The organism is Vibrio sp. KUL78, from assembly GCF_059725505.1.
This window is the reverse complement of record NZ_AP045837.1, coordinates 1,909,273-1,930,236: the sequence shown is the minus strand read 5'-3', so window position 1 is coordinate 1,930,236 and position 20,964 is coordinate 1,909,273. Positions and strand designations below refer to the sequence as shown.

Genomic DNA, 20,964 nt, shown 5'->3' with positions numbered 1-20,964 from the left:
CGTGGCAGATCCTCGGGAGGGGGAATCCATGTCATTCGTTATATGCATTCACTTGTGATATCACTGCTCATCGAATTCTGAATTGTGAATGAAAGCGATATGAACGAACCCTATAGTATGTTCACAGTTGCCTTCTAAAACTTTAACTTTTTGCCACATTTGGGCTTTTTGGGCCATTTCTTCACCATCAGGTACAAAGTCAAGTTTATCTACTTTAACCCCGTTCTCTGAAATACATATAGTCTTGCCTGGCCCCCAAGCCGGTTCCTTGATTATGCCTACTTTACTAAACTCCGTATTCTTAATGTAATCGAAATCAGGAGTAAACATATTCATTAACTGCATTATCACTAATGGTGTAGGTAAGATTATTGTAGTTACAAATGTGATGCTTCTATGCCGTTTACTCCAAGATCTAAGATTGAAACGCATGGACACTTCCCCGAGGCAAATTATTAAGATAGTCTACGGAAAGCATATAACAAGAAATTTAAGAGTGATTTACAACGCTTGGTACTTTTGCCTTAGTTAAGTTTAGTGTTTATGGAACAATGGTTTAGCTAAGGTGTTAGCGTTTTTCACACCTTAATTTGGCGTTAGTTGCTTTGAGATTGTGAAGGCTTCATAGGAAAATCAGGTTGGTTCAAATGTATGGTACCGAGCAAACAAAAGCGTTTTGTTGCAATTGCAAAGAGGTCACCCTCCACAAATATGAAAGCTTCTCACAACCCCAAAAATCCAATGAGTCAAAAGTAACAGGTTTTTTCTCAGGTTTTTTCGCATTAATAGCTAGTGCCTTGATGGAGGGTGAGGCGACAGGTGATTACAAGTGCACAGTTTGTGGTACTAATCTTCATACACCAGACAACTTGGATTAACTCTGACCATTAGTAGCAAAGTGCGAAATTGCAAAGCTTCGCAACAAACAAATTGTTCAAGCAAACAGCTAGCAGTCGGTGACTTTGGTTTGATCTGGGTTTAGTGATTACGATAGCTTTGTTTAAGTGTGGTGGCAGTTAGCTATTACTTAACAAGGCGATAAGTTATTTAGGAGTTCTATTCGTAAATGGAAGTAAATTGTTCAAGCTGTAAAACAAAAATAAATTCTGAAAATATAAATATTTCAAGAGATATAGCATACTGTGAAAGCTGCGAGAGTCTCACATCTCTGTCTTCATTATTAGAATCTATACCGATTAGTAACTTTGATGCCACTCAATCTGTTAAAGGAGTTCGAGTTTCAGACAATGGCTATAAATGGTCTATTGAAGCTTCAAATCGAAGTTTAATGGCTCTTTTTCTACTTCCTTTTACGCTTGTTTGGGCTGGAGGTTCGCTGTCTGGTATTTATGGCACTCAATTGGAAAATGGCGAATTTGATCCGAGTCTATCTCTCTTGGGGCTGCCTTTCCTTATCGGTAGTATCGTTTTAATAAGTATTACGCTAATGAGCCTTTTTGGTAGAACATATGTTTCTAATGAAAATGGAAAGGCTCTTATTTTTATTGGAATAGGTTCTGTTGGCTGGTATAGAAGGTTTGACTGGAAAAATATAGATAGAGTGAAAGAGAGCGAATCAAGGCAACACACACTTATATCATTGGAAGGCAATAAGAGGTTAAGTTTAGGCTGGGGACTAAGTAGTGAAAAGCTCTACTATATGTCTAACTTCTTAAAAACCAAGTTGAAAAAGTAACTTAACAAGGCATTATTTCTCTAGAGGAAGCAATCAATCCGTAGGAAATTTTTGTTTCTGGTGGAGTACACGCATAACTCGGATGATATCGCCTTCGATCCAGTAAGAGACAATCATCGAAATCTCAGGAATAATGAGCAATCGTCCGCGGATACCATCTCGTTGTACACCCATTAAAGGTTGTTCAAGCAAGTTTTCTATTTTTGCTTCAATGAGGTTGTCAGTTTTTTCTGCCACATCAGGGTTGAAGTCATAGAGAAACTCGAAGATCTTTTCACGATCATTAAGTGACTCTTCTTCCCATAAAATCATTGCTTACCTCGATTACGGATTTTGGCTTTGCGCTCTTCCATTCGAGATTTAGCATTTTGGTGCTCAACGAAAACGGATTCTCCTGAGTCAAACTTCTCAAATGCAAGGTTTACTTGTTCAGTTAGCCATGCATCGTGAGATAATGTTTTTCTTTGTTGTTCAGCGAGTTGCTCAGTAAGTTCTCGGCATGCGTCACTCAAAGTGCGACCTTGGCTCTCAGCCATTTGTTGAGCTAGGCGTTTTGTTTCTTCATCAACACGAAATTGAATTCTAGTGTCCATGATCTATTCCTCTGTTGGTGTGTGTACAAATGTTAGCACTAGCCTTTAAGGTGGGCAACTAAGCATTTAAGAGTGATTCGCTACGCTTGGCACTTTTACTATGCGTTGCGGTTAGTGTTTGAGCTGGTGTTCGGCTACTTCGGTATTACGTTGCCCCCACCTCAAGAAAGCGTTCTGCGACCTAAAGGAAATTGAGATTTATGGATAAATTTTCAATGCTTCAGAAAATTGGTGCAGGAGACTTTCAGCACCTAAACGGCTCATTGGAGGCGCACCTAAAAGGCACTGAACAAATTCTAATTAACTGGGGTATTAGCGAGTTACTTCAAATCGCTGGTCTTTTCCATGCTGCTTATGGAACCGCGGGGTTCGATGAAAGTATGGTGTCGCTGAGCCAGCTTCAAGAAATTACAAGAATTATTGGCACTGATGAAGAAGCATTGGTTTACTTGTATTGCTCATGTGACCGAGACTATGTATTCCCTCAATTTGGCAAAGAGCTACAAATCCAATTTAAAGACAGATTTACTGGTTCAACATTCAAGCTCGACAATGCAACGGTGAAATTGTTTTGTGAGTTAACGGTCGCTAATGAGTTGGAGTTTGTTTATGGCAGTGAAGAGTTCAAGCTCAAGTATGGTGCTGAGCTATTTGAACTATTCCAAGGTATGAACAGCTATTTAAGTACCGAGGCTAGGGTGGCGTACAAATCAGCATTGTCCAATTTCGCATAATATGTTGCTAAGGCCGACAGCTAACACTTTGCATTTGAGAGTAGGTTGAGTTTAGTGATTAAGGCAGCTTTGCTTGCTTTTCGTGGTTGCTAGCTGAAACTTAGAGAGGCATTTTGGACTAGGAGAAATTATGTTTCAGTGGACGAAAAAAAACATTATCAAATCTGTCGCAAGAGAGCTTCCACCAAGACTTGCGGTTAAGTATGGAAAAAAAGAATCCTACAGCCCCGAGGAAATTGATTGGGCTCTGGGGGCTGTTGGAAAGTCAAAAGACCTTAAATATACAAACTACGCCTACGGTATGTTAACTAGCCATAGTTTCTTTATGTCTTTGGGCTTATCGACATCTTTCGGTACACATCCAGAGTTTCACCGTGAAATAGGGAACATTTTGTTTAAACAAGAGGTTGCCCCAGATTTTGAAGCCTACTTGGAATACGCCTCAGGTCATGGTTCTACACTCCAATTCGAAGGTAACTCTACCCAAGGGGAACTAAGCGGCGGGGACTTAGGTGGAAGTGATGATGATGGTGGTTTGTAGTGACTTAACGATCAAGTTACGCAGACCTTCGACGCGTGGTATTTCGGGCTACTCACTCGGGCGTTGTATGTTTTCTAACTAGTAAGATAATATCTGGAGTTGAAATGACGACTTGTCCACATTGCAATAAAACTTGTAACCCTATTAGGTTCATTTGGGTGTCTAGATGGACACCATATAAGTGCCATCACTGTAAGGGTAAATCCCAGTTTTCTGGCTATAGTAGTGGCATTCTAGGTGGTTTATTTGGGTTGCTTGGTTATGCTGTATATACCTTTCTATCCTCTACGTTCGATAACTCTTTGTATTTAAATTTGTGTATAACAATATTGCCTCTTACCAGTATTGCCATATTGCTACAATGGTTATTCTTCAAGTTAGAAGCCGTGTAATCCACATATAACAAATTGTTTAACAAAAACTCCGAACGTTTGACGATCTCAGTCGAAACTTGGCTTCTGTGTTTACGGCACAAATTTCAAGTTGGGTAGTATAACGTTATCGCTCGTTGGCAAAGCGTAATGAGCCAATACCTCATGGTGATATAAATGCTAGATAAGGTTAGGGATATACTGGAACTTAACGATATTCCATATGATGATCACAAAGACGTAGTTTACTGCAAGTTTCTTCGTGCTGGTTCAAAGGTGAAGATCTCGTACGATAGTTCGATCAGCAGCTGTAAGGTATCTGGTAACGAGTTTATTCACGCAATCACCACCGCCTTTTCTTTTGCTTTCGCCTTTGCTGTTCCACATGTTTTTGTTGATGTTGAATTGAACTGGGTAATCTCTGCGCTATCAATCTTTACGGGGACAATTGCGTTCACACAATTAATTTTCACTCAGTTCAAACTGTTAGATTTAAAACAGCAACTGAGACAGTCTGGCGTTTACTTGCGCTAGGGGCCTAACAGGTTTTATTTACTTTTACAGAAAATCAGAAGCTTATGGATGATAATTCTGAAATTTGGCGTCAGTACTACGAAAAAGCTCTTTCTCGCTCGCATTCAAAACGTACTGAGTTTGCCGTCCAACTCAATGAATCAAAGCTCAAAGTAGCCACTGACTGCGGTTGTGGAACAGGTAGTGATATCGAGTATCTAGAGCAGCAAGGCTTTAACGTTCATGGCTTCGATATCAACCCTGACTCGGTCGCTATTTGTAGAGACAGGTTTGGGTCAAAGTCATTAGTCGATATTACTGAGTCTTCGTTTGAGACATTCGACTACCCAAAATCTGGAGTAGTAATCGCAAACTCAAGCTTGTTCTTTGCAGACCCAAAACAATTTGAAGCGACATGGAACAAGATTAAATCTTCAATCGAAATCGGCGGAGTGTTTGCTGGCGACTTCATGGGTTTCAAAGACAGTTGGGCTAACGACTATCGAGATCCAACAACACCTTTATCGGAATCAGAGGTAAAGGCTTTGTTCTCAGATTTTGAAATAGTCAGGTTCTTTGAACGTGATGAAGAAGCGCAAACTTCATTGGGAAGAATGAAGCATTGGCATACATATTCAGTGGTCGCGGTGAAGCGTACATAGCATGCAGTTCAAGCAAGCGGCGAGCAGTTGATGGTTTTAGCTTAGTGATTACGGTTGCTTTGTTGGGGTACTGTGGTCGGTCACTGCTACTTAACTGGGTGTTAGCTAATATGGGGGAAGAGTGTTTCTATTAAGTAATAAGGACTCCAAGTTAGTTTATTGCTTGAAAGCATCCCTTATGTCATTTTCCGTCGCAGCTGCACTAGTTCTGCTTGTCGACTTTATTTGGGGCCTTCCATTTGATGGTCCTGATATAGAACTTTCAATTGTCGATAGCTTTGGTTCGATTTTATTTGGCCCTGCTTTAGAGACATTATTGATGGTCGCGCTGCTATTATTCATTACAGAGTTTACAGACAGGATTATTCTTCCTGCTTTTCTATGCGCATTCATGTTTTCGTTAATGCATTCAATGAGCTACCCTCTTTGGGGCGTATTTACGTTCATTCCTTTTGTCATTTTTAGTATCGCATTTCTAGTTTGGCGGCAAAATTCAACAAAAACAGGCTTTACAGTCGCTTTCTCTACTCATGCACTGCACAACAGCTTTATGGTTCTCATAGGCTTCTTGACAAAGTAAGCTAACAAGACGTTACAAAGATGCTTCTCACGCTCGACTATTTTCATTCAAAATGGGCTCAGTGTTTAGGGTACAAGTGAACTTGTAGTGGTTTGAAGTTGAGTGCGCTAGGTAGAGAGAATAGTTTTCTCCTATCGGCAGTGTGCTATGTGCTTGCAAGGAAATGGGAATGGAAATTACAACGGGAAAGTCTATTGAACTCATCGAAAAGGCTCAGGCTATTCGTTATCAGGTATTCACGGTGGAGCAAAGCATTCCGAATGAATTGGACTTTGATGGCTTAGATTGTGTTGCGGAACATGTTCTTGTTACAGAGACAAATCAAGCTGTAGCGACTGCTCGTCTAGTTATCAATGCTGATGGCTCTTCAGTTATGGCTAGAGTCGCTGTCCTTGAAGCTTATCGAGGTCGTGGCATTGCCTCCATTGTTGTTAACAAGTTAATTGAGTATGCCAAAGAGCAAGGAGTGAGTTCTATAGAGATTCATGCCCACAGTTATTTGCGTGATTACTATGAAAGATTTGGATTTGAGTTTATCCAAGAAGTAGAGATAGTTGGAGAGCATCAACTCATCGAAATGCGCTATCAATTAGTACTCAAATAAGAGGCGGTACATGGTTGGAGAGTCTAATGCACCTAAAGTACAAAATTACCGACCCCGGATGTGAAGAGTTTTCAGCGTTGGTGCAAGAGCTAAATGCCACTCTAAAAGCGATCACGACCGACACTGGCGAAAGTTCATTTGTTCGTGACGAGTTCTGTCCAAGTACGGATGGATGTATAGTGATTTATGACCAAGATATAGCGGTAGCTTGTGGGCTATTCAGAAAACATCAAAATGGCTCATGTGAACTAAAGCGTATGTTTTCCAAAGTAAAAGGCGCAGGTAGTTATCTGATTTCACAGCTTGAGTCTTATGCTCTCCAAAAAGGTTATGAGCGTGCGGTGCTATCGACACGAAGAGTAAATGGGCTAGCAATCAAATTCTACAAACGACATGGTTACAGTGAGATCGAGGCATATGGAAAGTATGTGCATACGGATAGATCGATCTGTTTAGGCAAGGCCTTATGTAACTAGGAGACAATATGGATATAGCGGTTGTAACATTTGATGGATTTAATGAATTAGATTCTTTTATTGCATCGGCAATTTTAAATCGCATGAAAGACCAAGGCTGGAATGTTCAGATAACCTGCCCGACAAAGTCGGTGACGTCAATGAATGGTCTGGAGATTGTTGCTCAGCAACCACTAGAGTTTGCTAACAAAGCTGACGCAGTACTTTTTGGTAGCGGAATGCTGACAAGACAAATAGCTCGGGATGAAGCAATTCTATCGCGATTTTCCTTAGATTCGTCCAAGCAGGTTATAGGGGCGCAGTGCTCAGGAACGCTACTCTTATCTGCGTTAGGACTGCTCAACGATGTTCCCGCTTGCACCGACTTAACGACGAAACCTTGGGTGCAGGAGTTAGGGATCGACGTTCTTGACCAACCATTGTATGCCAGCGGGAATATCGCGACATCGGGTGGTTGTTTATCGTCAACGTACTTAGCTGCGTGGACTATTTGTAAGTTGGCCAGCAAAGAAGACGCAATGGCAGCCATCCGCTATGTTGCACCGGTAGGTGAAAAAGAAGCGTCACTCGATCATTGTATGTCTGTGATATCAGCTTACATTTAGAACACCGTCTAGCACAGCACTATAGGCATTCAGAGTTTTACCAACGGAAGGGAATCGATGAAGTTAGCACAATTAAACATAGCATTGTCCAAATATCCATTGGACGCACCGGAAATCAAAGATTTTGTTGATAATTTGGATTTGGTCAATGGCATCGCGGAAGAAAGTGGCGGCTTTGTTTGGCGCTTAAAAGATGAAAGTGGTGATGCGACCACAATCCAGCTATTTGATGATCCCAACATGATTGTCAACATGTCCGTTTGGGAGTCCGTCGATACGTTGAAAAACTTTATGTTCAGAACGCATCATAGAGACTTTATGCGACGTAAGAGCGAATGGTTTCATCGTCTTGATGAAGACAGTTACGTTCTTTGGTGGGTCACTGATGACCATGTTCCTACCACAGAAGAGGCTCTAGAGCGATTAGAGCATCTGCGTAAGAATGGTGATAGCCCTTATGCGTTTACTTTTAAAAGTTACTACACACCTGATGATGTATAAGTGAACTTTCTATGGTACGAATTCGCATATGCAATACAACTTGGATTAAAAGCTAATGGAAGAGGCGATATCATCAATTTTTAGAGTTCTGGGTTCTGCTTTGAGGTCCATCGTTCAGTCAATCATTGTTGAGCGTATTGGCTACAGTGTAGGTTGGATGGTCTCTAAGATTTCTACATTTGGACGTTTTCCTTCTGACAAACCTTCGAACTCAGAGCGCTCCAAAGTCAGTTATATTGGTCTCATAAGTATCGTGCTGATTCTGTTAGCCATTGCCTATTTTAATGGTGTCTAGACAGGTTAATAGACTAGGACAGGCTGTTAGTGCTCATATCTTTATATGTGCCCTTATGAGTCTGGAGTGTGTACCGCTATTCATTCCGTGCATTAGACTATGTGAACAGACTCGCAACGCTTTTGAGTAACAGATTTCAATTTTAGCCTTCTATAGAACAATGAAATAGGAGGTTCTATGAAGCGTAAAATTGAGTTCGTGAAGCATCCCCATGCACTAGATGCCTGTAAGTCTTCAGTGATTGTGGGAATAGCTGTACTACTAGCACTACAGTTTGTTTTTTCTTTGGAGCAAAGTGCGTTCACTTATGGAGGTGTGATCGTCGGCGCTGTATTCCAATACATAGCCATTATGCGAAAAAGTGAAAGCAACCTAACTGTAGATACGACTGAAGTGTATTTGTTTGGTATTCCCGCGGCATTGAGATGTCAAAAGTCGATTCTTGGTAAACCGTATATTCGTGTCACGTCTTTAACGCGTCATGGCTATCATAGAGTAAAGGTTTACGAAGACTGGGTAACAGAGTGTGACTGGCAGTTTATGTTGACTAAGTGCTCATGAGATGGCGATGAAGCATAGAGTTTTCATGGTTCAGTACATTTATGTGTAATTCGGATGACAAGTTTGGTGAAATCTATGATTAGCTGTGAACAATATGATTACATTGAAATAGTTTGCTTATATCACTATCCAATAGAATTAACGATGAAATCTGGAGAGCGAATTAACGGTGTTGCTTTGGATACAAAGCGCAACGACCAAAAGCAAGAGTGTATCGAGATGAAGATCGACGAAACTAAGCAGTTAGTTATTCTAGAGGACATCTCTAAACTTACAGTTAGTGTGAAAAATCCACATTTTAGTGAGGTTACGTTTCGGTAGCACTGACGCGTAGCGCCGTGCCAGGGAGGGGTTAAGGGGACTATGATAGTCGATACAGCCACCAAAAAGGATTTAAGTAGTATTGTTTCCTTAGTGAAACAAGTGGCAGGCTGTGATGTTTTGCCATTGTTAAGCATACAAGGACAAACGGAGTTTACTACAAGAGTACTTAGCGATATTGAGACTACGTTGGATACGACAGCTTTCTGTACACTCAAAGTTGTCATTGATAAGGAAATTGTCGGTTACGGAGCGCTTCGTAACGGTAACTATCTTACTCACCTTTTCATATCTAAACATTGCCAAGGTAAAGGTATAGGCAAAGCCTTGCTTACTCGTCTTCTAGAGACTTCAACAGAGTCTGAAATTGATCTGCGCTCTTCAATCAATGCAGCAAGCTTCTACGAAAACTATGGTTTTAACCGAATAGGCGAAGAGACTGAGTTTAATGGTATTCGGTTTGTGCCTATGCGTTTTATTCGATTCTAGACACCTCACCAGTCATAGAGGATGACATGACATTTAGCGAGATAAAAGCTGGAGACACACAGCTTCAAAATGAACTGCTTCTTATTGCATTATGGACACCAGACGATGAAGCAGACCATAGTCCAGAGGTATTAGAGCTTCCTCATATCAAAGCATATTATGAAAACTGGGGTAGGGAGGGTGATATTGGTTTCTTTGCAATGTCTCCAGGTTCAACGCCAATGGGCGTCGTGCAGGCACGCTACAAGTCCAGTCAAACGAAAGCCTACTCTGATTACCCCGAAGTCGCGATAGCGGTTCATCCGAACTATCGAGGACGAGGGATTGCGTCTGCGCTAATGGAGCAACTTATCAAATCTGTTCCGTCGGGTCTAAGACTCGGTGTTCATCCAAAAAATACGTCCGCAATCAAGCTGTATGAGAAATATGGTTTTAGAACGTATGAAGTTGCCGAAAGTGGCTATGCACAGATGGTTCGTGAAAATTAAATATCTTAGTGCAGACTTACTGGCGTTGACGCCGTTGCTCTGCGCGAAATAGAGACAAGTTATCAAATGTAATGAGAAGGGAAAGACGATGCCTATGACTATCAAAGGTAGATGCTTATGTGGTTCTGTTGAGTTTGAATTAGAAGATAGATTCGAGAACTTCTATTTTTGCTACTGCGAGCAATGTCGAAAAGTGACGGGGTCGTCTCATGCCTCCAACGCGATTACGGACAAGCATAACTTAACTTGGTTAAAGGGAGAGGATTTAGTTGTGCGCTTCGAGCATCCTGAAGGAAATTTTTCCAAGGTATTCTGCTCTCGTTGTGGTTCAGGTTTACCCCATGAATCTCAGAATGGTACCGATCTTATTGTGCCAGTGGGAAGCCTTGATAGCGCACCCTCATTGTCGCCTACAGCCCAAATCTTTAGTGCAGAGAAGACCAAATGGTTCAAAGAAGGCATTACAGCCCCAGAGTATATAGGGTTTAAGACTGACATAGAGTGACTCATTGAAGGGTTGTCTTCCAAGATAGCGTAACTTGCCTCCTGTGGTTTTCAAAAAGATAACAAGTAAGAATGGAAATGGATATTGCAACAAGCCTTAAACGCCTGCGTAGAATGACTTAGGTAAGAGCTAGTGAATCAAATAATACAACTTATTGAAAATGACAGCGCCAGGCTAGAAGCCATCCATCAGGTCTATCTTCTTGCGCTACCTCAGTGTTATTTAGCGGCGGGGTTTGTTCGAAATCTGGTTTGGGACTATCTGCATAACAAGAAAGACTCGACACCATTGAATGACATCGATGTTGTGTATTTTGATCCAAATGAAACCGATGACTCCACATACCTTGTTTACGAAAACATGCTGAGCGAGGTAATGCCTCAGTATCATTGGCAAGTTCGAAACCAAGCCATTATGCATACCCGAAATGGGGATACGCCTTATACCAGCACCCTAGACGCTATGAGTTATTGGCCAGAAAAAGAGACAGCGGTGGGGATCCGCCAAGTCGCTTTTGGACAGTTTGAATGTATATCTGCATTTGGTTTCGATTCTCTGTTCCAAGCTAAGCTATCGCCTAATCCGAAAAGACCATTGAGCGTTTTCCATAAGCGAGTAGAGTCAAAGCAGTGGTTGAGGCAGTGGCCTTTACTGACTGTTGTAGAGCCAAGCTAAAAGTAGTCACTATATGCCCATCCACTATAAACATTTAAAAGTGAAATGAATTTTCTGTTGACCTCAACTTAACATGAGGTTTTAAGCTTACTCTTAGCAGTCAACGGAGGATAAGCTATGCAGAATAATTATGAACCTTTGCTTTGGAAGAAAACGTTTCAAGAAGAAGTGGCTAGAGAAGTAGTACAAGCACAAAAGCGAGGGCTTCATTGGCCGAGCTTTTCTTTTGGCGTGTTGTTCGCCGTGTTGATGACGAATCTGATGTGGTGACTCATTTTTGAAGTAGACCACATCAGATTATAGGTATCACGAGTCTAGGTTATAGTTCCGCTAGAATGGCTTCTGCGGTACTGACCTCAAATTGACTTGGCGCTTCTACATTGAGCTGAGTAACCACGCCATTATCGATAATCATGGCGTAGCGTTGAGAGCGCACGCCACCGAAAGATGCGGTGTCCATATCCAATCCGATCGCTTTGGTAAACGCCGCATCGCCGTCACCTAACATGAGTAATTCGCTGGCGTTGTGGACCTCTCCCCAAGCTTTCATCACGAACGCATCGTTCACTGACACGCAGCAAATAAGGTCTACGCCTTTTGCCTTGATAGTATCAGCATTGACGACAAATCCAGGTAGGTGAGCTTCTGAGCAGGTCGGTGTGAATGCGCCGGGAACCGCAAATAACACTACTTTTTTATCAGCAAAAAGTTCAGCCACATTGTGATTTACCATGCCGTCTGCAGTGAGTTGGCTAAGGGTTACATTAGGTAGAGCTTGCCCTTGTTGAATCATGTTTCTTCCTTATTAATTAGCGAATTGACTTACCTACTCAAAGATAGACTATCTGATCGAAGCTTGGCACTAAGGTCGACAGATTTCACGCTTTGGTGCAAAATAGCCCTCAATATTAATAGAAAATTGATGAAGTTATGTCACTCCCTCCTTGCCCAAATTGTCAATCTGAATACGTTTATCAAGATCAGTCTCAATTAATCTGCCCAGAGTGTGCCTATGAGTGGAATCCTGTTGAGGCGGAAGAAAATAGTACGCTGAACATCAAGGATGCCAATGGAACTCGCCTGGAAGAAGGGGATCGTATTACATTGGCAAAAGACCTTAAAGTTAAGGGCAGCTCAATGGTTATGAAGATCGGGACCAAAGCGGTGATCAGAAGAATAGTTGATGGAAAGGACCATCAACTAGACTGCAAGGTCGATGGCGCCGGTGAAATGATGATCACCGCAAAGTTCGTTAAGAAAGCGAACGTATAAATCTTGTCAGGCAAGGGGAGAAGTATGAAGTTAGAAAGCCTTGCCCCTTGTCATTTCGACATGCTGTTCGAGTTTGAACGCGATAACAAAGCTTGGTTCGAACAGTATGTTCCTGCTAGACCCGCGAGTTACTCCCAAAACGCGTCTTTTGTCACCGCTCAACACGCTTTGCTCGAAGAGCAGTGTTGTGAAACTAGCCTTTTTTTCGTTCTAATCGATGAAAATCGTATTGCCGCACGTGTTAACTTCACCAACATCGAAGAAGCTGAATGTGAGTTGGGGTATAGAGTCGGGCATGCTTATGTGAATAGCGGAATTGCGACTCAAGCCGTTCATGATTCGTTACTACTCGCACAGCAAAAGCTCGATCTTCGTTTAGTCTACGCAAAAGCCGCTACTAATAATCCAGCATCGATTCGTGTTCTTGAAAAATCGGGATTTTCCCGCACTAAGCAGCGACCTGAATTGATGCGCCTCAATGAGGATGTATTAAAACTGGCGCATTTTGAACTTTCCCTTAAGTGATAATCAACTATGCCTGCATCTAGCCACTCTTACTTGTTCTCTCTTTACTCTGTCCTCAAAAGCTCCCGTTATGAAGAACAGCTGGTGGCTTTGTTTCAACAAGAATGGTCCGATTTCACTCATGAGTCACTCAATATGGCGAATACTCCTGAAGCGATTGTTGTGGAGCGTAACAATGAGGTCGTGGCAGGTATTGCTTTTACTCGTTATCCAGCACCCGATGACCCGAATGTACAGGCACTATGGTTAAACGCGGTGTATGTAAAGTCAAAATACAGAGGATTGGGGCTGGCAAGGCGGCTAGTGTTGGCAGCTATACAAGAAGCGTACAAAATTAATGAGCCTGCTTTGTATGCTTATACCAACGTGGGCGGCATGTATGAAACGTTGAGTTGGGAAAAAGTCGCAAAGGAAGAGGACAATGAAGTAGGGCACAGCGTTTATCGTTATAAGCTCGACGCTATGCCCTGTTCTGTGCCCTAAGTTCTAAACTCGGTGTTATCTACTCGCCGATTGCGATGCCTTCTCTGCGAGGGTCAGCGGCACCTTCTAAACCACTTTCCGTAAATCGAATAGCATGCAGCCCTGAGTTCAACTCACGAGCGTTAACTTTATAGCCCATCTTCTCAAATTGCTGTGCATAGCCTTCTAGTGGTGTATTCACCTCAATATCCATCTCCCCAAAACGGTTGATCATGCGTGGTTGATCGATGGCTTCTTGAATGTTCATTCCCCAATCTAAATGAGCGACGAGCGTTTGTGCGACGTAGCCAATAATGCGACTGCCACCTGGTGAGCCAATTGCCATATAAGGCTTGTCTTCTTTCATTACAATCGTTGGTGACATAGAGGAACGAGGACGCTTGTTAGCTTCTATACGGTTGGCAACAAGTTTATCTCCTTGCTTGGGAACGAATGAGAAGTCAGTAAGCTCATTATTGAGTAGGAATCCGCTTGCCATTACGCGCGAACCAAACACGTTTTCAATAGAGGATGTCATGGAGATGACATTGCCTTTGCCATCGACAACGTTGAAATGCGTCGTTGAAGGAAGCTCAATGGCTTGATCTTTCGCGAGGCGAGCGCTGTTACTTGAAGGAGGATTGCCTGCTGACACTTCAGTCAACGCCTTGTTAGGTGTGATGAGTTGACTGCGCTCACGCATATAACTTGAGTCGAGTAGACCACCAGTCGGAACGTTATAGAAATCGCTGTCTGCCATGTACAGTCCACGGTCGGCAAAGGCTAATCTTGACGCGTCCGCTAACACTTGCCAACTAACAGGGTTGTCCTTTCCAAGCTTATCGAGTTCAAAGGGTTCAGAAAGCATCATGATTTGACCGAGAGTCAAAGCACCACTGCTCGGTGGACCCATTCCGCATACCTCATACTGCTTGTATGGGGCGCAAACCGCCTCTCGCTCAACGACTTGATAGCGAGTGAGATCCTCTAGTGACAGCTTACCTGGGTTAGTCTTGGATTCATTACGTACCGCATCGACAATCGATTGAGCCACTGCACCTTTATAGAAGCCATCGCTGCCTTGTTCTGCCATTAGCCTCAGTGTTGCTGCGTACTCTGGATTTTTCAGCAATGTTCCTTGTGTTTTGGGTGAGCCATCTGCTTGCAGTAAATAGCTTGCAGTGGTTGGGTGCTTTGCTAGAAATTTAGTGTCGTTGGCAATCAGTTTGGCAAGGCGCGCGCTTATGACAAATCCAGATTCGGCTTTAGCTGCGATTGGTTCGACGATCTTAGCCCAATCGAGCTGTCCGTATTTTTGATGGACATCCCAAAGCAATTTGACTGTTCCCGGAGTGCCGACAGAACGACCGCCGACGACAGCGTCATAAAACTTCATTGGCTTTCCGTCTTTACCAATAAAGAGATTTTCATCGGCTGCAGAAGGTGCCGTTTCACGTCCGTCAAAGGTGGTCAGTTTTTTGGTTTCATTGTCCCAATAAACTAGAAAGGAGCCTCCTCCAATACCGCTTGATTGCGGTTCTACCAAGCCAAGCATTAATTGCACAGCGACCATGGCGTCGACAGCGTTACCACCTTGTTTAAGAACATCTGCGCCTGCTTGAGTGGCAGTTGGGTTGGCGGCGGTAACCATCCAGTTTTCTGCTGTGACTAGCGGTTTTGAGGTAAAGCCTGTGGCAATTTCGGGCGCAAAAGCGTCGGTGGCTTGTTGATTCGCTAAGACCGGTATTGAACTGATTAGGGAGATAAATGGGATAAGCCGAAGCAACGGTGTTGTCATGGGGATTCCTTATTATTTTTCTGCTTTTTTAATATGAGAGGCTAGGCTGATTATCTAAACATGGACATCTATTTGCCAACTAAATGCAACACATATGTAACATATCATCCTCATTATTAGGAGCGAAATATGACAAGCAATGTGTCAATTGCGAAGTTTAGTATAAAAGGAAGTCAAGGTGAGCAATTTCAATAATAACGATGATCAGCGTCCACTTGATCACGAACCAGAGTTCAACAAATTTGTCGACGCAGCGATGTCACGTCGTCGTTTCCTGAAAGGTACGGGAGCGGCAGCAACTGTTGGCTTCTTTGCTGCGACGCCGGTCAGTCAAGCGGTAGCCAACGTAAAGGCGGCGAAATCTGACTTGATGGGCTTCAATGCGATACCTATTTCAACGGCAGATACTGTTCAAGTTCCAGATGGCTATCAGGCGGACGTGCTTATTTCTTGGGGCGACGCAATCAAAAAAGGCGCGCCTGCGTTTAGTCAAAATAACGATTCTAAAGCGCAAGAGATGCAGTTTGGCGATAACAACGACGGCATGACTTTCTTCTTGATTGAAGATGATCGCGCTGTCTTAGTGGTGAACAACGAATACACTAACAACGAATACCTGTACACGCACCAAGGCAAAAACATATCAGCAGATGACGTTCGTAAAGCACAAGCAGCGCATGGCGTATCTGTGGTTGAACTGAAAAAGAACTTTGGGCAATGGCAGGTAAATCTAGATGGGCGTCTCAATCGACGCGTTACGGCTTTTACTGAGATGGAAATGACGGGTGTTGCTGCTGGTCATGATTTGCTAAAAACAGCGGCTGACAAGTCTGGTAGTAAGATCCTCGGTACCTTTAACAACTGTGCAAATGGTCAGACACCTTGGGGTACATATCTTACTTGTGAAGAGAACTTTAACGGCTACTTTGCCGATACCTCTGGTTCAGAACTGCCAGTAAGCTATGCACGTTATGGTCTAAATAAAAAGGACCGCGGATACGACTGGTACAAGCACGATGCTCGTTTTGATATGGCGAAAGATCCGAACGAACCACATCGTCACGGTTGGGTTGTTGAAATCGATCCGATGAACCCTAACTCGACCCCGAAAAAACGCAGTGCGCTTGGACGCTTCAAGCACGAAAATGCAGCACTGACTATCAATGGTGATGGTCATGTCGTGGTGTATCTTGGTGATGATGAGCGTGGCGAGCACCTCTACAAATTTGTGTCTAAGAACAAGTATGTTGAGGGTGCAGACTCTAACCGAGATCTCCTAGAAGAGGGCACGCTTTACGTTGCCAAATTCGATGGAGTACAGGGTGAGCTAAAAGGCAAAGGTGAATGGCTTGAGCTCACTTGGGGTAAAAATGGACTGACGCCAGAAAATGGCTTCCCAGATGCGGCGTCAGTGATGATTTTTGCCCGTATGGCGGCAACTCAAGTCGGTGCGACAACCATGGACCGTCCAGAGTGGGTTGCAGTGCATCCAGACAACAAATCGGTGTTCTGCACACTCACAAACAACAAGTATCGTGGCGTCAGAGAGAATCAGCCAATCAACGCGGTCAATCCACGTGAGAAAAACCCTTATGGGCATATCGTTCGTTGGAATCCAACAAGTGGTAATCACACATCAGACACCTTCGAATGGGATATCTATGTCATCGCAGGCAACCCTGAGGTACATGAATCTGGTTTGATGGCGGGTACGGAGAACATCAACAAAGATAATATGTTCAATAGCCCAGATGGTATCGGCTTTGATGTCGCAGGTCGCTTGTGGATTCAAACCGATGGTAAATACTCAAACAAAGGCGATTTTGCCGGTATGGGTAATAACCAAATGCTGTGTAGTGACCCTGAGACGGGAGAGATACGTCGATTCCTAACGGGACCTATCGCATGTGAAATCACTGGCCTTACATTCTCGCCTGACCACAAAACGATGTTTGTCGGCGTTCAGCACCCAGGTGAAGACCTTGCGCCTTCTCACTTCCCTGAAGGTGGTGATGCGGTGCCTCGCTCATCGGTTATCATGATCAGTCGTAAAGATGGCGGTGTGATCGGCGCTTAGTCGACTGAACTACCAAAACTGAAAAGGGAGACCGCTTGGTCTCCCTTTTGTCATCTGAGCATCGAGTGATTACGCGTTTTGAAAACGAGCATCGAGCTTTTCCATCAAAATATCACGCTTGAAGGGTTTAGGTAGGTAGTCATCCATACCGCTGTCATAACATTTCTTAATATCGTCATCGAGTACAGACGCTGTTAGAGCAATAATATGGGTCTGCTTTATTTCCTGCGACTTTTCAAACTCACGGATTGCTTTGGTCGCCTCAAATCCATCAAGAACCGGCATCATGCAGTCCATAAGCACCAATCCAATGGAACTATGTTGTTGTTGATAGATGTCGACGGCTTCTTGTCCATTGTTGGCTATGACAAAGTCGATGGAGAGCTTTTTCAAGTTTAAGCTCACAATCTGCTGGTTTACTTTATTGTCCTCGACCACGAGGATTTTAAAGTGCTTACGATCAGCGTTATCTTCCACTTTGATATCAAAAGTTTCCTCGCTCTGCTCAACGTTGCTTTGTTTTAGGGTATTGATGAGTCGATTACCAAATAGCGGACTGGTGATAAAAGCGGATACATCTATATTGCTGCAATCGAGTGCTGCTTTGTTGTCTCGCAGTAACACGTGAGGCAGATGGTTAGCACATCGTTTTAGTGATGGTAGTATGCTTGCGTCATCGAAAACCACAATCGTATTTTCGTTGAACTCGTTAAAGCTCTCATCGACATCATGTCGAGTGAATACCTCTAACTTGTAACGCTTGAACTCATCCATAAGAAGCAGGTTAGGGGAGTGAGTGACGTAGCAGATAGATTTATTGATTTCATTTTTAACCGAATGGCTATCGCGCTCAAAAGTGAGCTCGAAGCTAAATGTCGATCCTTTCCCTTTAGCTGAAGTCAGCGTTATTTTGCCGCCCATCATTTCTACCATCTTTGAACAGATAGCAAGTCCCAGGCCAGTGCCTCCATAATCCTTGGAGGTATCGGAATTCTCTTGTTTAAACTCCTCAAACACGCGCTTTTGTTTTTCTTGGTCAATGCCGATACCAGTATCAGCCACCACAAAACCGAGAGTGACTGTATCTTGGTTTGTGTCACTGGCTTTCAGTTTAAAGGCAATATGACCAGCCTCAGTGAATTTAATAGCATTGGACGCCAAGTTCATAAGTGTCTGGCGCACCTTCTGCTCATCGGCTTGCACGTAATCAGGCACATCGGGGTCAATTTCGATCAGAATATCTAATGACTTTTGTTGAGCTTTTGGCGCGATTAACGCTGCGGTATCGTAGATAGTCTCTTTAATAGCAGTCGTATGTGGGCAAATCTCAAGGTGACCCGATTCTATTTTTGATAGGTCGAGAATGTCATTAATGAGCATCAACAGAGTCTGGGAAGAGGCATTAATCGTTGCAAGGTGGTCCTTTTGACTCGCAGTTAGACGCGTGTCGCCGAGGATCTCTGTCATGCCCAAGATGCCGTTAAGCGGTGTGCGGATTTCGTGGGACATATTCGCAAGGAATGCACTTTTCGCTCTATTGGCTTGGATTTCGTGTTCCCTAGCGTTGATAAGCTGTTTCTCAAGCGCAGATATCTGACGAATGATGTATAGCAGAACGAGCAGCACGGTAGTGACAAAAGCAATGGTCGCTAACACGCGGTTGTTCTCTACGTCACTCAATTTCTGGGCAATGAGAGGTGGCAGCTCATTAAAGAGAGTGTTGAGTGCCCCTTCAAGCTGATGGATGTTTGCTCTAAGTTCACCAAGCTCCCCTTGGTTATGGGAGTAACCAAACTCCTCATAAGCGCCTTGAAGCCCATAAAACGCCAAGCGAAACTCTTGAAAACGACTAAACATCTCAAAGCTGAGTTGCTGGTCCGTAATCTCTTGTTCTAGCTGAGACAGATTACGTTCGATTCTTGGTAGGATTTCTGGGTCGAAGGTTGAGAAGAACTGGTACAGGAGATCTTTTGTCGATAATGCGACAAAATCCATGCTTCTTGAGTCAGCGTCGATAAGCGCGCGCTCAAAAGCCAGGGCCTTGTTTTTGAAGTGTTCAATCAAGCCTTCTTGCTGGTTATCACCGTGAATCAGTAGCACCAGTTCAGAGAGTTTGAAAAAGCGCTGTGTGTAGTCGTCTACACGAGAGAGGGCTGTTTGACCGTCGTAATCTATTTCAATGCCCGATGTTGCGACGCCAATATTAATCTGTCCAATTTGAGACAATATGGTCAGGTATTCGTCTTCCATTCTTTCTAGATATTTGGTGTCGACACGAGCAATAAAGTCTTTCTCATGACGTCGCATCATCAGCATAGTGTTCGCTGACGCCAATATGTCTTTTTGTAACCCAATCAGTTGTTCTTTGGTGTTATCTACGGTTCGCTCGGTATAGAAGAATACGGCGAGCAAGCCTAGTATCGTGCATGCACCTATTAAGAGTATCTTTCGAATGGTGCGAGAGTGATTTGATTGGGTCGAAGGCATAGCTCAACATCCTGTTTTTACGGCTAATGGTGTCAAGTTTAACGCATAAAGCTCTGTAACCAAAATGAAACATTATTGTAATGCGAGCCTTTGGCGAGAGGGGTAACTGTGGGAAAGTAGGGGGTATTTTAAGGTTAGGGTGGTACCCCCTCTAGCTCCCCCCTATATAGGGGGAGAACTACGGGCTAGCTCCTATCGTCGCATCGCCTAATACAATAGGCTACACGATAGCGAGCATGGGCTCCTCCCCTTGCTAAGGGGAGGTTGGGAGGGGTCAAGCCGGGCTAGAACACGAGCTACATAGTCAACCTTTCCTGCTGCAACATCAACCCTAGCGACCCTTTATCAAGGTGTGGAACTATGTCCTAGCTCATGTCGTCGCATCGCCTTGTAGAATAGGCCACGCGATAGCGAGCCTTGAGGCTGGGCGGGGGCAGCCGCAGTCAAACAAAATTCTAAGCTTCCTAAACTACCAACTCAAACCCACCATCGCTCCCACGAACCACCACACCCATCGGCGCATCCACATACCCGTCCGCCTTCGGCAGTTCTTCTCTCTTAGCATGACTCAGCACCGCAATCGTCATACAGCCAGCTGCTATCCCTGAGTTCAACCCAGCGACAGCATCTTCAAAACAGACACAATCTTTGGCTTCTAGACCAAGCTCTTTAGCTCCGCGAAGGTATGGTTCAGGGTGTGGCTTACCTTGGGAGAGAACTTCAGGTGTGATCAGCACTTTTGGCCTAGGTAAATTTGCAGCTTTGATACGCGCCGTGGCAACTGGCAAAGTGCCTGACGTCACAATCGCCCACGGGATATTCAGCTCATTAAGTCCATTGAGAAGCTCGACGGTGCCTGCAAGCGCGACAGTGCCTTCAGTGTTGGTTGCTTCATAGTGTTCGAGATAATCGAACTCCGCTTTGACTACGTCGGAGGTTACTGGGGCATTCATGAGCTCTGCAATAGAGTCGATAGCGGGTCTGCCATGGATGCGAGATATCACGTAGTCGGGGTCGAGTCCTTTAGATTCTGCCCACTTTGACCATGCGCGAGTAACGCAGGGGATGGAGTCGACTAAGGTACCATCAAGGTCGAAGAGTAATCCTTTAAAAGAAAGCGTAGTCACAATAAG

30 protein-coding genes are annotated in these 20,964 nt (G+C 43.8%); 23 read left to right on the top strand and 7 right to left on the bottom strand.

Annotated elements, in window-relative coordinates; translation table 11 throughout:
- Positions 1-60: 60 nt before the first annotated feature.
- Positions 61-432, bottom strand: a complete 372-nt coding sequence (locus tag AC6I8Y_RS09035) for a hypothetical protein (protein ID WP_498019965.1) — start codon at positions 430-432, stop codon at positions 61-63.
- A 215-nt stretch (positions 433-647) separates the two neighbouring features.
- Between AC6I8Y_RS09035 and AC6I8Y_RS09030 the strand changes: the two genes are divergently transcribed.
- Together AC6I8Y_RS09030 and AC6I8Y_RS09025 are read left to right on the top strand one after the other, a co-directional pair.
- Complete coding sequence (locus AC6I8Y_RS09030) at positions 648-878, top strand: hypothetical protein (protein WP_498019964.1); 231 nt, start codon at positions 648-650, stop codon at positions 876-878.
- Between the two features lie 188 nt (positions 879-1,066).
- Positions 1,067-1,696 (top strand): hypothetical protein, encoded by a 630-nt coding sequence (locus AC6I8Y_RS09025; RefSeq protein WP_498019963.1) that lies wholly within the window; start codon positions 1,067-1,069, stop codon positions 1,694-1,696.
- 33 nt (positions 1,697-1,729) lie between these two features.
- Here the strand turns inward: AC6I8Y_RS09025 and AC6I8Y_RS09020 are convergent, their stop codons facing one another.
- Both AC6I8Y_RS09020 and AC6I8Y_RS09015 read right to left on the bottom strand, forming a co-directional pair.
- Positions 1,730-2,008, bottom strand: a complete 279-nt coding sequence (locus AC6I8Y_RS09020; protein ID WP_498019962.1) for a type II toxin-antitoxin system RelE/ParE family toxin — start codon at positions 2,006-2,008, stop codon at positions 1,730-1,732.
- Positions 2,005-2,289, bottom strand: coding sequence for a type II toxin-antitoxin system TacA family antitoxin (locus AC6I8Y_RS09015; RefSeq protein WP_394154368.1), 285 nt, complete (start codon positions 2,287-2,289; stop codon positions 2,005-2,007). Before AC6I8Y_RS09015 ends, AC6I8Y_RS09020 begins: the two co-directional genes overlap by 4 nt.
- Positions 2,290-2,489: 200 nt before the next feature.
- Between AC6I8Y_RS09015 and AC6I8Y_RS09010 the strand changes: the two genes are divergently transcribed.
- From AC6I8Y_RS09010 to AC6I8Y_RS08930, 17 genes are all read left to right on the top strand, one after another.
- Positions 2,490-3,023, top strand: coding sequence for a DUF6817 domain-containing protein (locus AC6I8Y_RS09010; RefSeq protein ID WP_498019961.1), 534 nt, complete (start codon positions 2,490-2,492; stop codon positions 3,021-3,023).
- Positions 3,024-3,153: 130 nt separating this feature from the next.
- A complete protein-coding gene (locus AC6I8Y_RS09005; protein ID WP_498019960.1) occupies positions 3,154-3,564 on the top strand; it encodes a DUF6559 family protein in 411 nt (136 codons plus the stop codon).
- A gap of 548 nt (positions 3,565-4,112) precedes the next feature.
- Positions 4,113-4,469 (top strand): hypothetical protein, encoded by a 357-nt coding sequence (locus tag AC6I8Y_RS09000; protein WP_498019959.1) that lies wholly within the window; start codon positions 4,113-4,115, stop codon positions 4,467-4,469.
- A gap of 44 nt (positions 4,470-4,513) precedes the next feature.
- Complete coding sequence (locus AC6I8Y_RS08995) at positions 4,514-5,110, top strand: class I SAM-dependent methyltransferase (RefSeq protein WP_498019958.1); 597 nt, start codon at positions 4,514-4,516, stop codon at positions 5,108-5,110.
- A 178-nt stretch (positions 5,111-5,288) separates the two neighbouring features.
- A complete protein-coding gene (locus AC6I8Y_RS08990; RefSeq protein WP_498019957.1) occupies positions 5,289-5,690 on the top strand; it encodes a hypothetical protein in 402 nt (133 codons plus the stop codon).
- Between the two features lie 169 nt (positions 5,691-5,859).
- Positions 5,860-6,294 (top strand): GNAT family N-acetyltransferase, encoded by a 435-nt coding sequence (locus tag AC6I8Y_RS08985; RefSeq protein WP_498019956.1) that lies wholly within the window; start codon positions 5,860-5,862, stop codon positions 6,292-6,294.
- A 26-nt stretch (positions 6,295-6,320) separates the two neighbouring features.
- Entirely contained in the window at positions 6,321-6,770 is a 450-nt protein-coding gene (locus tag AC6I8Y_RS08980; protein ID WP_498019955.1) for a GNAT family N-acetyltransferase, read from the top strand.
- Positions 6,771-6,778: 8 nt separating this feature from the next.
- Entirely contained in the window at positions 6,779-7,375 is a 597-nt protein-coding gene (locus AC6I8Y_RS08975; RefSeq protein WP_498019954.1) for a DJ-1/PfpI family protein, read from the top strand.
- Between the two features lie 57 nt (positions 7,376-7,432).
- A complete protein-coding gene (locus AC6I8Y_RS08970; protein WP_498019953.1) occupies positions 7,433-7,876 on the top strand; it encodes a DUF3291 domain-containing protein in 444 nt (147 codons plus the stop codon).
- A 55-nt stretch (positions 7,877-7,931) separates the two neighbouring features.
- Positions 7,932-8,171 (top strand): hypothetical protein, encoded by a 240-nt coding sequence (locus AC6I8Y_RS08965; protein ID WP_498019952.1) that lies wholly within the window; start codon positions 7,932-7,934, stop codon positions 8,169-8,171.
- A gap of 177 nt (positions 8,172-8,348) precedes the next feature.
- Complete coding sequence (locus AC6I8Y_RS08960; RefSeq protein WP_498019951.1) at positions 8,349-8,732, top strand: hypothetical protein; 384 nt, start codon at positions 8,349-8,351, stop codon at positions 8,730-8,732.
- Between the two features lie 75 nt (positions 8,733-8,807).
- Positions 8,808-9,053 carry a Rho-binding antiterminator gene (locus AC6I8Y_RS08955; protein ID WP_498019950.1) on the top strand — a complete coding sequence of 82 codons (246 nt, stop codon included), beginning with the start codon at positions 8,808-8,810 and terminating at the stop codon, positions 9,051-9,053.
- Between the two features lie 42 nt (positions 9,054-9,095).
- Positions 9,096-9,542: a GNAT family N-acetyltransferase gene (locus AC6I8Y_RS08950; RefSeq protein WP_498019949.1), complete on the top strand. Its 447-nt coding sequence runs from the start codon at positions 9,096-9,098 to the stop codon at positions 9,540-9,542.
- Between the two features lie 26 nt (positions 9,543-9,568).
- Positions 9,569-10,030, top strand: a complete 462-nt coding sequence (locus AC6I8Y_RS08945; protein WP_498019948.1) for a GNAT family N-acetyltransferase — start codon at positions 9,569-9,571, stop codon at positions 10,028-10,030.
- 88 nt (positions 10,031-10,118) lie between these two features.
- On the top strand, positions 10,119-10,535 hold the full coding sequence (locus AC6I8Y_RS08940; RefSeq protein ID WP_498019947.1) for a GFA family protein: 417 nt from the start codon (positions 10,119-10,121) through the stop codon (positions 10,533-10,535).
- 132 nt (positions 10,536-10,667) lie between these two features.
- Positions 10,668-11,210 carry a nucleotidyltransferase family protein gene (locus AC6I8Y_RS08935; RefSeq protein WP_498019946.1) on the top strand — a complete coding sequence of 181 codons (543 nt, stop codon included), beginning with the start codon at positions 10,668-10,670 and terminating at the stop codon, positions 11,208-11,210.
- A gap of 117 nt (positions 11,211-11,327) precedes the next feature.
- Entirely contained in the window at positions 11,328-11,480 is a 153-nt protein-coding gene (locus AC6I8Y_RS08930) for a hypothetical protein (RefSeq protein WP_498019945.1), read from the top strand.
- 49 nt (positions 11,481-11,529) lie between these two features.
- Here AC6I8Y_RS08930 and AC6I8Y_RS08925 read toward each other — a convergent pair whose 3' ends face one another.
- On the bottom strand, positions 11,530-12,003 hold the full coding sequence (locus tag AC6I8Y_RS08925) for a peroxiredoxin (RefSeq protein ID WP_498019944.1): 474 nt from the start codon (positions 12,001-12,003) through the stop codon (positions 11,530-11,532).
- A 137-nt stretch (positions 12,004-12,140) separates the two neighbouring features.
- On the opposite strand from AC6I8Y_RS08925, the gene AC6I8Y_RS08920 reads away from it, so the two are divergent.
- From AC6I8Y_RS08920 to AC6I8Y_RS08910, 3 genes are read left to right on the top strand one after another with little or no spacing between them, the layout of a single operon-like run.
- Positions 12,141-12,482, top strand: a complete 342-nt coding sequence (locus tag AC6I8Y_RS08920; protein ID WP_042472737.1) for a zinc ribbon domain-containing protein YjdM — start codon at positions 12,141-12,143, stop codon at positions 12,480-12,482.
- A 24-nt stretch (positions 12,483-12,506) separates the two neighbouring features.
- Positions 12,507-13,007, top strand: a complete 501-nt coding sequence (locus tag AC6I8Y_RS08915; RefSeq protein WP_498019943.1) for a GNAT family N-acetyltransferase — start codon at positions 12,507-12,509, stop codon at positions 13,005-13,007.
- Between the two features lie 9 nt (positions 13,008-13,016).
- Positions 13,017-13,490 (top strand): GNAT family N-acetyltransferase, encoded by a 474-nt coding sequence (locus AC6I8Y_RS08910; protein WP_498019942.1) that lies wholly within the window; start codon positions 13,017-13,019, stop codon positions 13,488-13,490.
- 19 nt (positions 13,491-13,509) lie between these two features.
- Here AC6I8Y_RS08910 and ggt read toward each other — a convergent pair whose 3' ends face one another.
- Positions 13,510-15,273: a gamma-glutamyltransferase gene (ggt, locus tag AC6I8Y_RS08905; protein ID WP_498021480.1), complete on the bottom strand. Its 1,764-nt coding sequence runs from the start codon at positions 15,271-15,273 to the stop codon at positions 13,510-13,512.
- Positions 15,274-15,523: 250 nt separating this feature from the next.
- Between ggt and AC6I8Y_RS08900 the strand changes: the two genes are divergently transcribed.
- Positions 15,524-17,344: a PhoX family protein gene (locus AC6I8Y_RS08900; RefSeq protein WP_498021478.1), complete on the top strand. Its 1,821-nt coding sequence runs from the start codon at positions 15,524-15,526 to the stop codon at positions 17,342-17,344.
- 69 nt (positions 17,345-17,413) lie between these two features.
- Here AC6I8Y_RS08900 and AC6I8Y_RS08895 read toward each other — a convergent pair whose 3' ends face one another.
- Together AC6I8Y_RS08895 and AC6I8Y_RS08890 are read right to left on the bottom strand one after the other, a co-directional pair.
- Entirely contained in the window at positions 17,414-19,831 is a 2,418-nt protein-coding gene (locus tag AC6I8Y_RS08895) for a hybrid sensor histidine kinase/response regulator (protein WP_498019941.1), read from the bottom strand.
- A gap of 464 nt (positions 19,832-20,295) precedes the next feature.
- Entirely contained in the window at positions 20,296-20,958 is a 663-nt protein-coding gene (locus tag AC6I8Y_RS08890; RefSeq protein WP_498019940.1) for an HAD-IA family hydrolase, read from the bottom strand.
- Positions 20,959-20,964: the final 6 nt, after the last annotated feature.

Bases quoted from the DNA above. Each gene is read 5' to 3' on its own strand.
- AC6I8Y_RS09035 (WP_498019965.1), bottom strand. From the start codon at position 432: ATGCGTTTCAATCTTAGATCTTGGAGTAAACGGCATAGAAGCATCACA.
- AC6I8Y_RS09030 (WP_498019964.1), top strand. From the start codon at position 648: ATGTATGGTACCGAGCAAACAAAAGCGTTTTGTTGCAATTGCAAAGAG.
- AC6I8Y_RS09025 (WP_498019963.1), top strand. From the start codon at position 1,067: ATGGAAGTAAATTGTTCAAGCTGTAAAACAAAAATAAATTCTGAAAAT.
- AC6I8Y_RS09020 (WP_498019962.1), bottom strand. From the start codon at position 2,008: ATGATTTTATGGGAAGAAGAGTCACTTAATGATCGTGAAAAGATCTTC.
- AC6I8Y_RS09015 (WP_394154368.1), bottom strand. From the start codon at position 2,289: ATGGACACTAGAATTCAATTTCGTGTTGATGAAGAAACAAAACGCCTA.
- AC6I8Y_RS09010 (WP_498019961.1), top strand. From the start codon at position 2,490: ATGGATAAATTTTCAATGCTTCAGAAAATTGGTGCAGGAGACTTTCAG.
- AC6I8Y_RS09005 (WP_498019960.1), top strand. From the start codon at position 3,154: ATGTTTCAGTGGACGAAAAAAAACATTATCAAATCTGTCGCAAGAGAG.
- AC6I8Y_RS09000 (WP_498019959.1), top strand. From the start codon at position 4,113: ATGCTAGATAAGGTTAGGGATATACTGGAACTTAACGATATTCCATAT.
- AC6I8Y_RS08995 (WP_498019958.1), top strand. From the start codon at position 4,514: ATGGATGATAATTCTGAAATTTGGCGTCAGTACTACGAAAAAGCTCTT.
- AC6I8Y_RS08990 (WP_498019957.1), top strand. From the start codon at position 5,289: ATGTCATTTTCCGTCGCAGCTGCACTAGTTCTGCTTGTCGACTTTATT.
- AC6I8Y_RS08985 (WP_498019956.1), top strand. From the start codon at position 5,860: ATGGAAATTACAACGGGAAAGTCTATTGAACTCATCGAAAAGGCTCAG.
- AC6I8Y_RS08980 (WP_498019955.1), top strand. From the start codon at position 6,321: ATGCACCTAAAGTACAAAATTACCGACCCCGGATGTGAAGAGTTTTCA.
- AC6I8Y_RS08975 (WP_498019954.1), top strand. From the start codon at position 6,779: ATGGATATAGCGGTTGTAACATTTGATGGATTTAATGAATTAGATTCT.
- AC6I8Y_RS08970 (WP_498019953.1), top strand. From the start codon at position 7,433: ATGAAGTTAGCACAATTAAACATAGCATTGTCCAAATATCCATTGGAC.
- AC6I8Y_RS08965 (WP_498019952.1), top strand. From the start codon at position 7,932: ATGGAAGAGGCGATATCATCAATTTTTAGAGTTCTGGGTTCTGCTTTG.
- AC6I8Y_RS08960 (WP_498019951.1), top strand. From the start codon at position 8,349: ATGAAGCGTAAAATTGAGTTCGTGAAGCATCCCCATGCACTAGATGCC.
- AC6I8Y_RS08955 (WP_498019950.1), top strand. From the start codon at position 8,808: ATGATTAGCTGTGAACAATATGATTACATTGAAATAGTTTGCTTATAT.
- AC6I8Y_RS08950 (WP_498019949.1), top strand. From the start codon at position 9,096: ATGATAGTCGATACAGCCACCAAAAAGGATTTAAGTAGTATTGTTTCC.
- AC6I8Y_RS08945 (WP_498019948.1), top strand. From the start codon at position 9,569: ATGACATTTAGCGAGATAAAAGCTGGAGACACACAGCTTCAAAATGAA.
- AC6I8Y_RS08940 (WP_498019947.1), top strand. From the start codon at position 10,119: ATGCCTATGACTATCAAAGGTAGATGCTTATGTGGTTCTGTTGAGTTT.
- AC6I8Y_RS08930 (WP_498019945.1), top strand. From the start codon at position 11,328: ATGCAGAATAATTATGAACCTTTGCTTTGGAAGAAAACGTTTCAAGAA.
- AC6I8Y_RS08925 (WP_498019944.1), bottom strand. From the start codon at position 12,003: ATGATTCAACAAGGGCAAGCTCTACCTAATGTAACCCTTAGCCAACTC.
- AC6I8Y_RS08920 (WP_042472737.1), top strand. From the start codon at position 12,141: ATGTCACTCCCTCCTTGCCCAAATTGTCAATCTGAATACGTTTATCAA.
- AC6I8Y_RS08915 (WP_498019943.1), top strand. From the start codon at position 12,507: ATGAAGTTAGAAAGCCTTGCCCCTTGTCATTTCGACATGCTGTTCGAG.
- AC6I8Y_RS08910 (WP_498019942.1), top strand. From the start codon at position 13,017: ATGCCTGCATCTAGCCACTCTTACTTGTTCTCTCTTTACTCTGTCCTC.
- AC6I8Y_RS08900 (WP_498021478.1), top strand. From the start codon at position 15,524: ATGTCACGTCGTCGTTTCCTGAAAGGTACGGGAGCGGCAGCAACTGTT.
- AC6I8Y_RS08895 (WP_498019941.1), bottom strand. From the start codon at position 19,831: ATGCCTTCGACCCAATCAAATCACTCTCGCACCATTCGAAAGATACTC.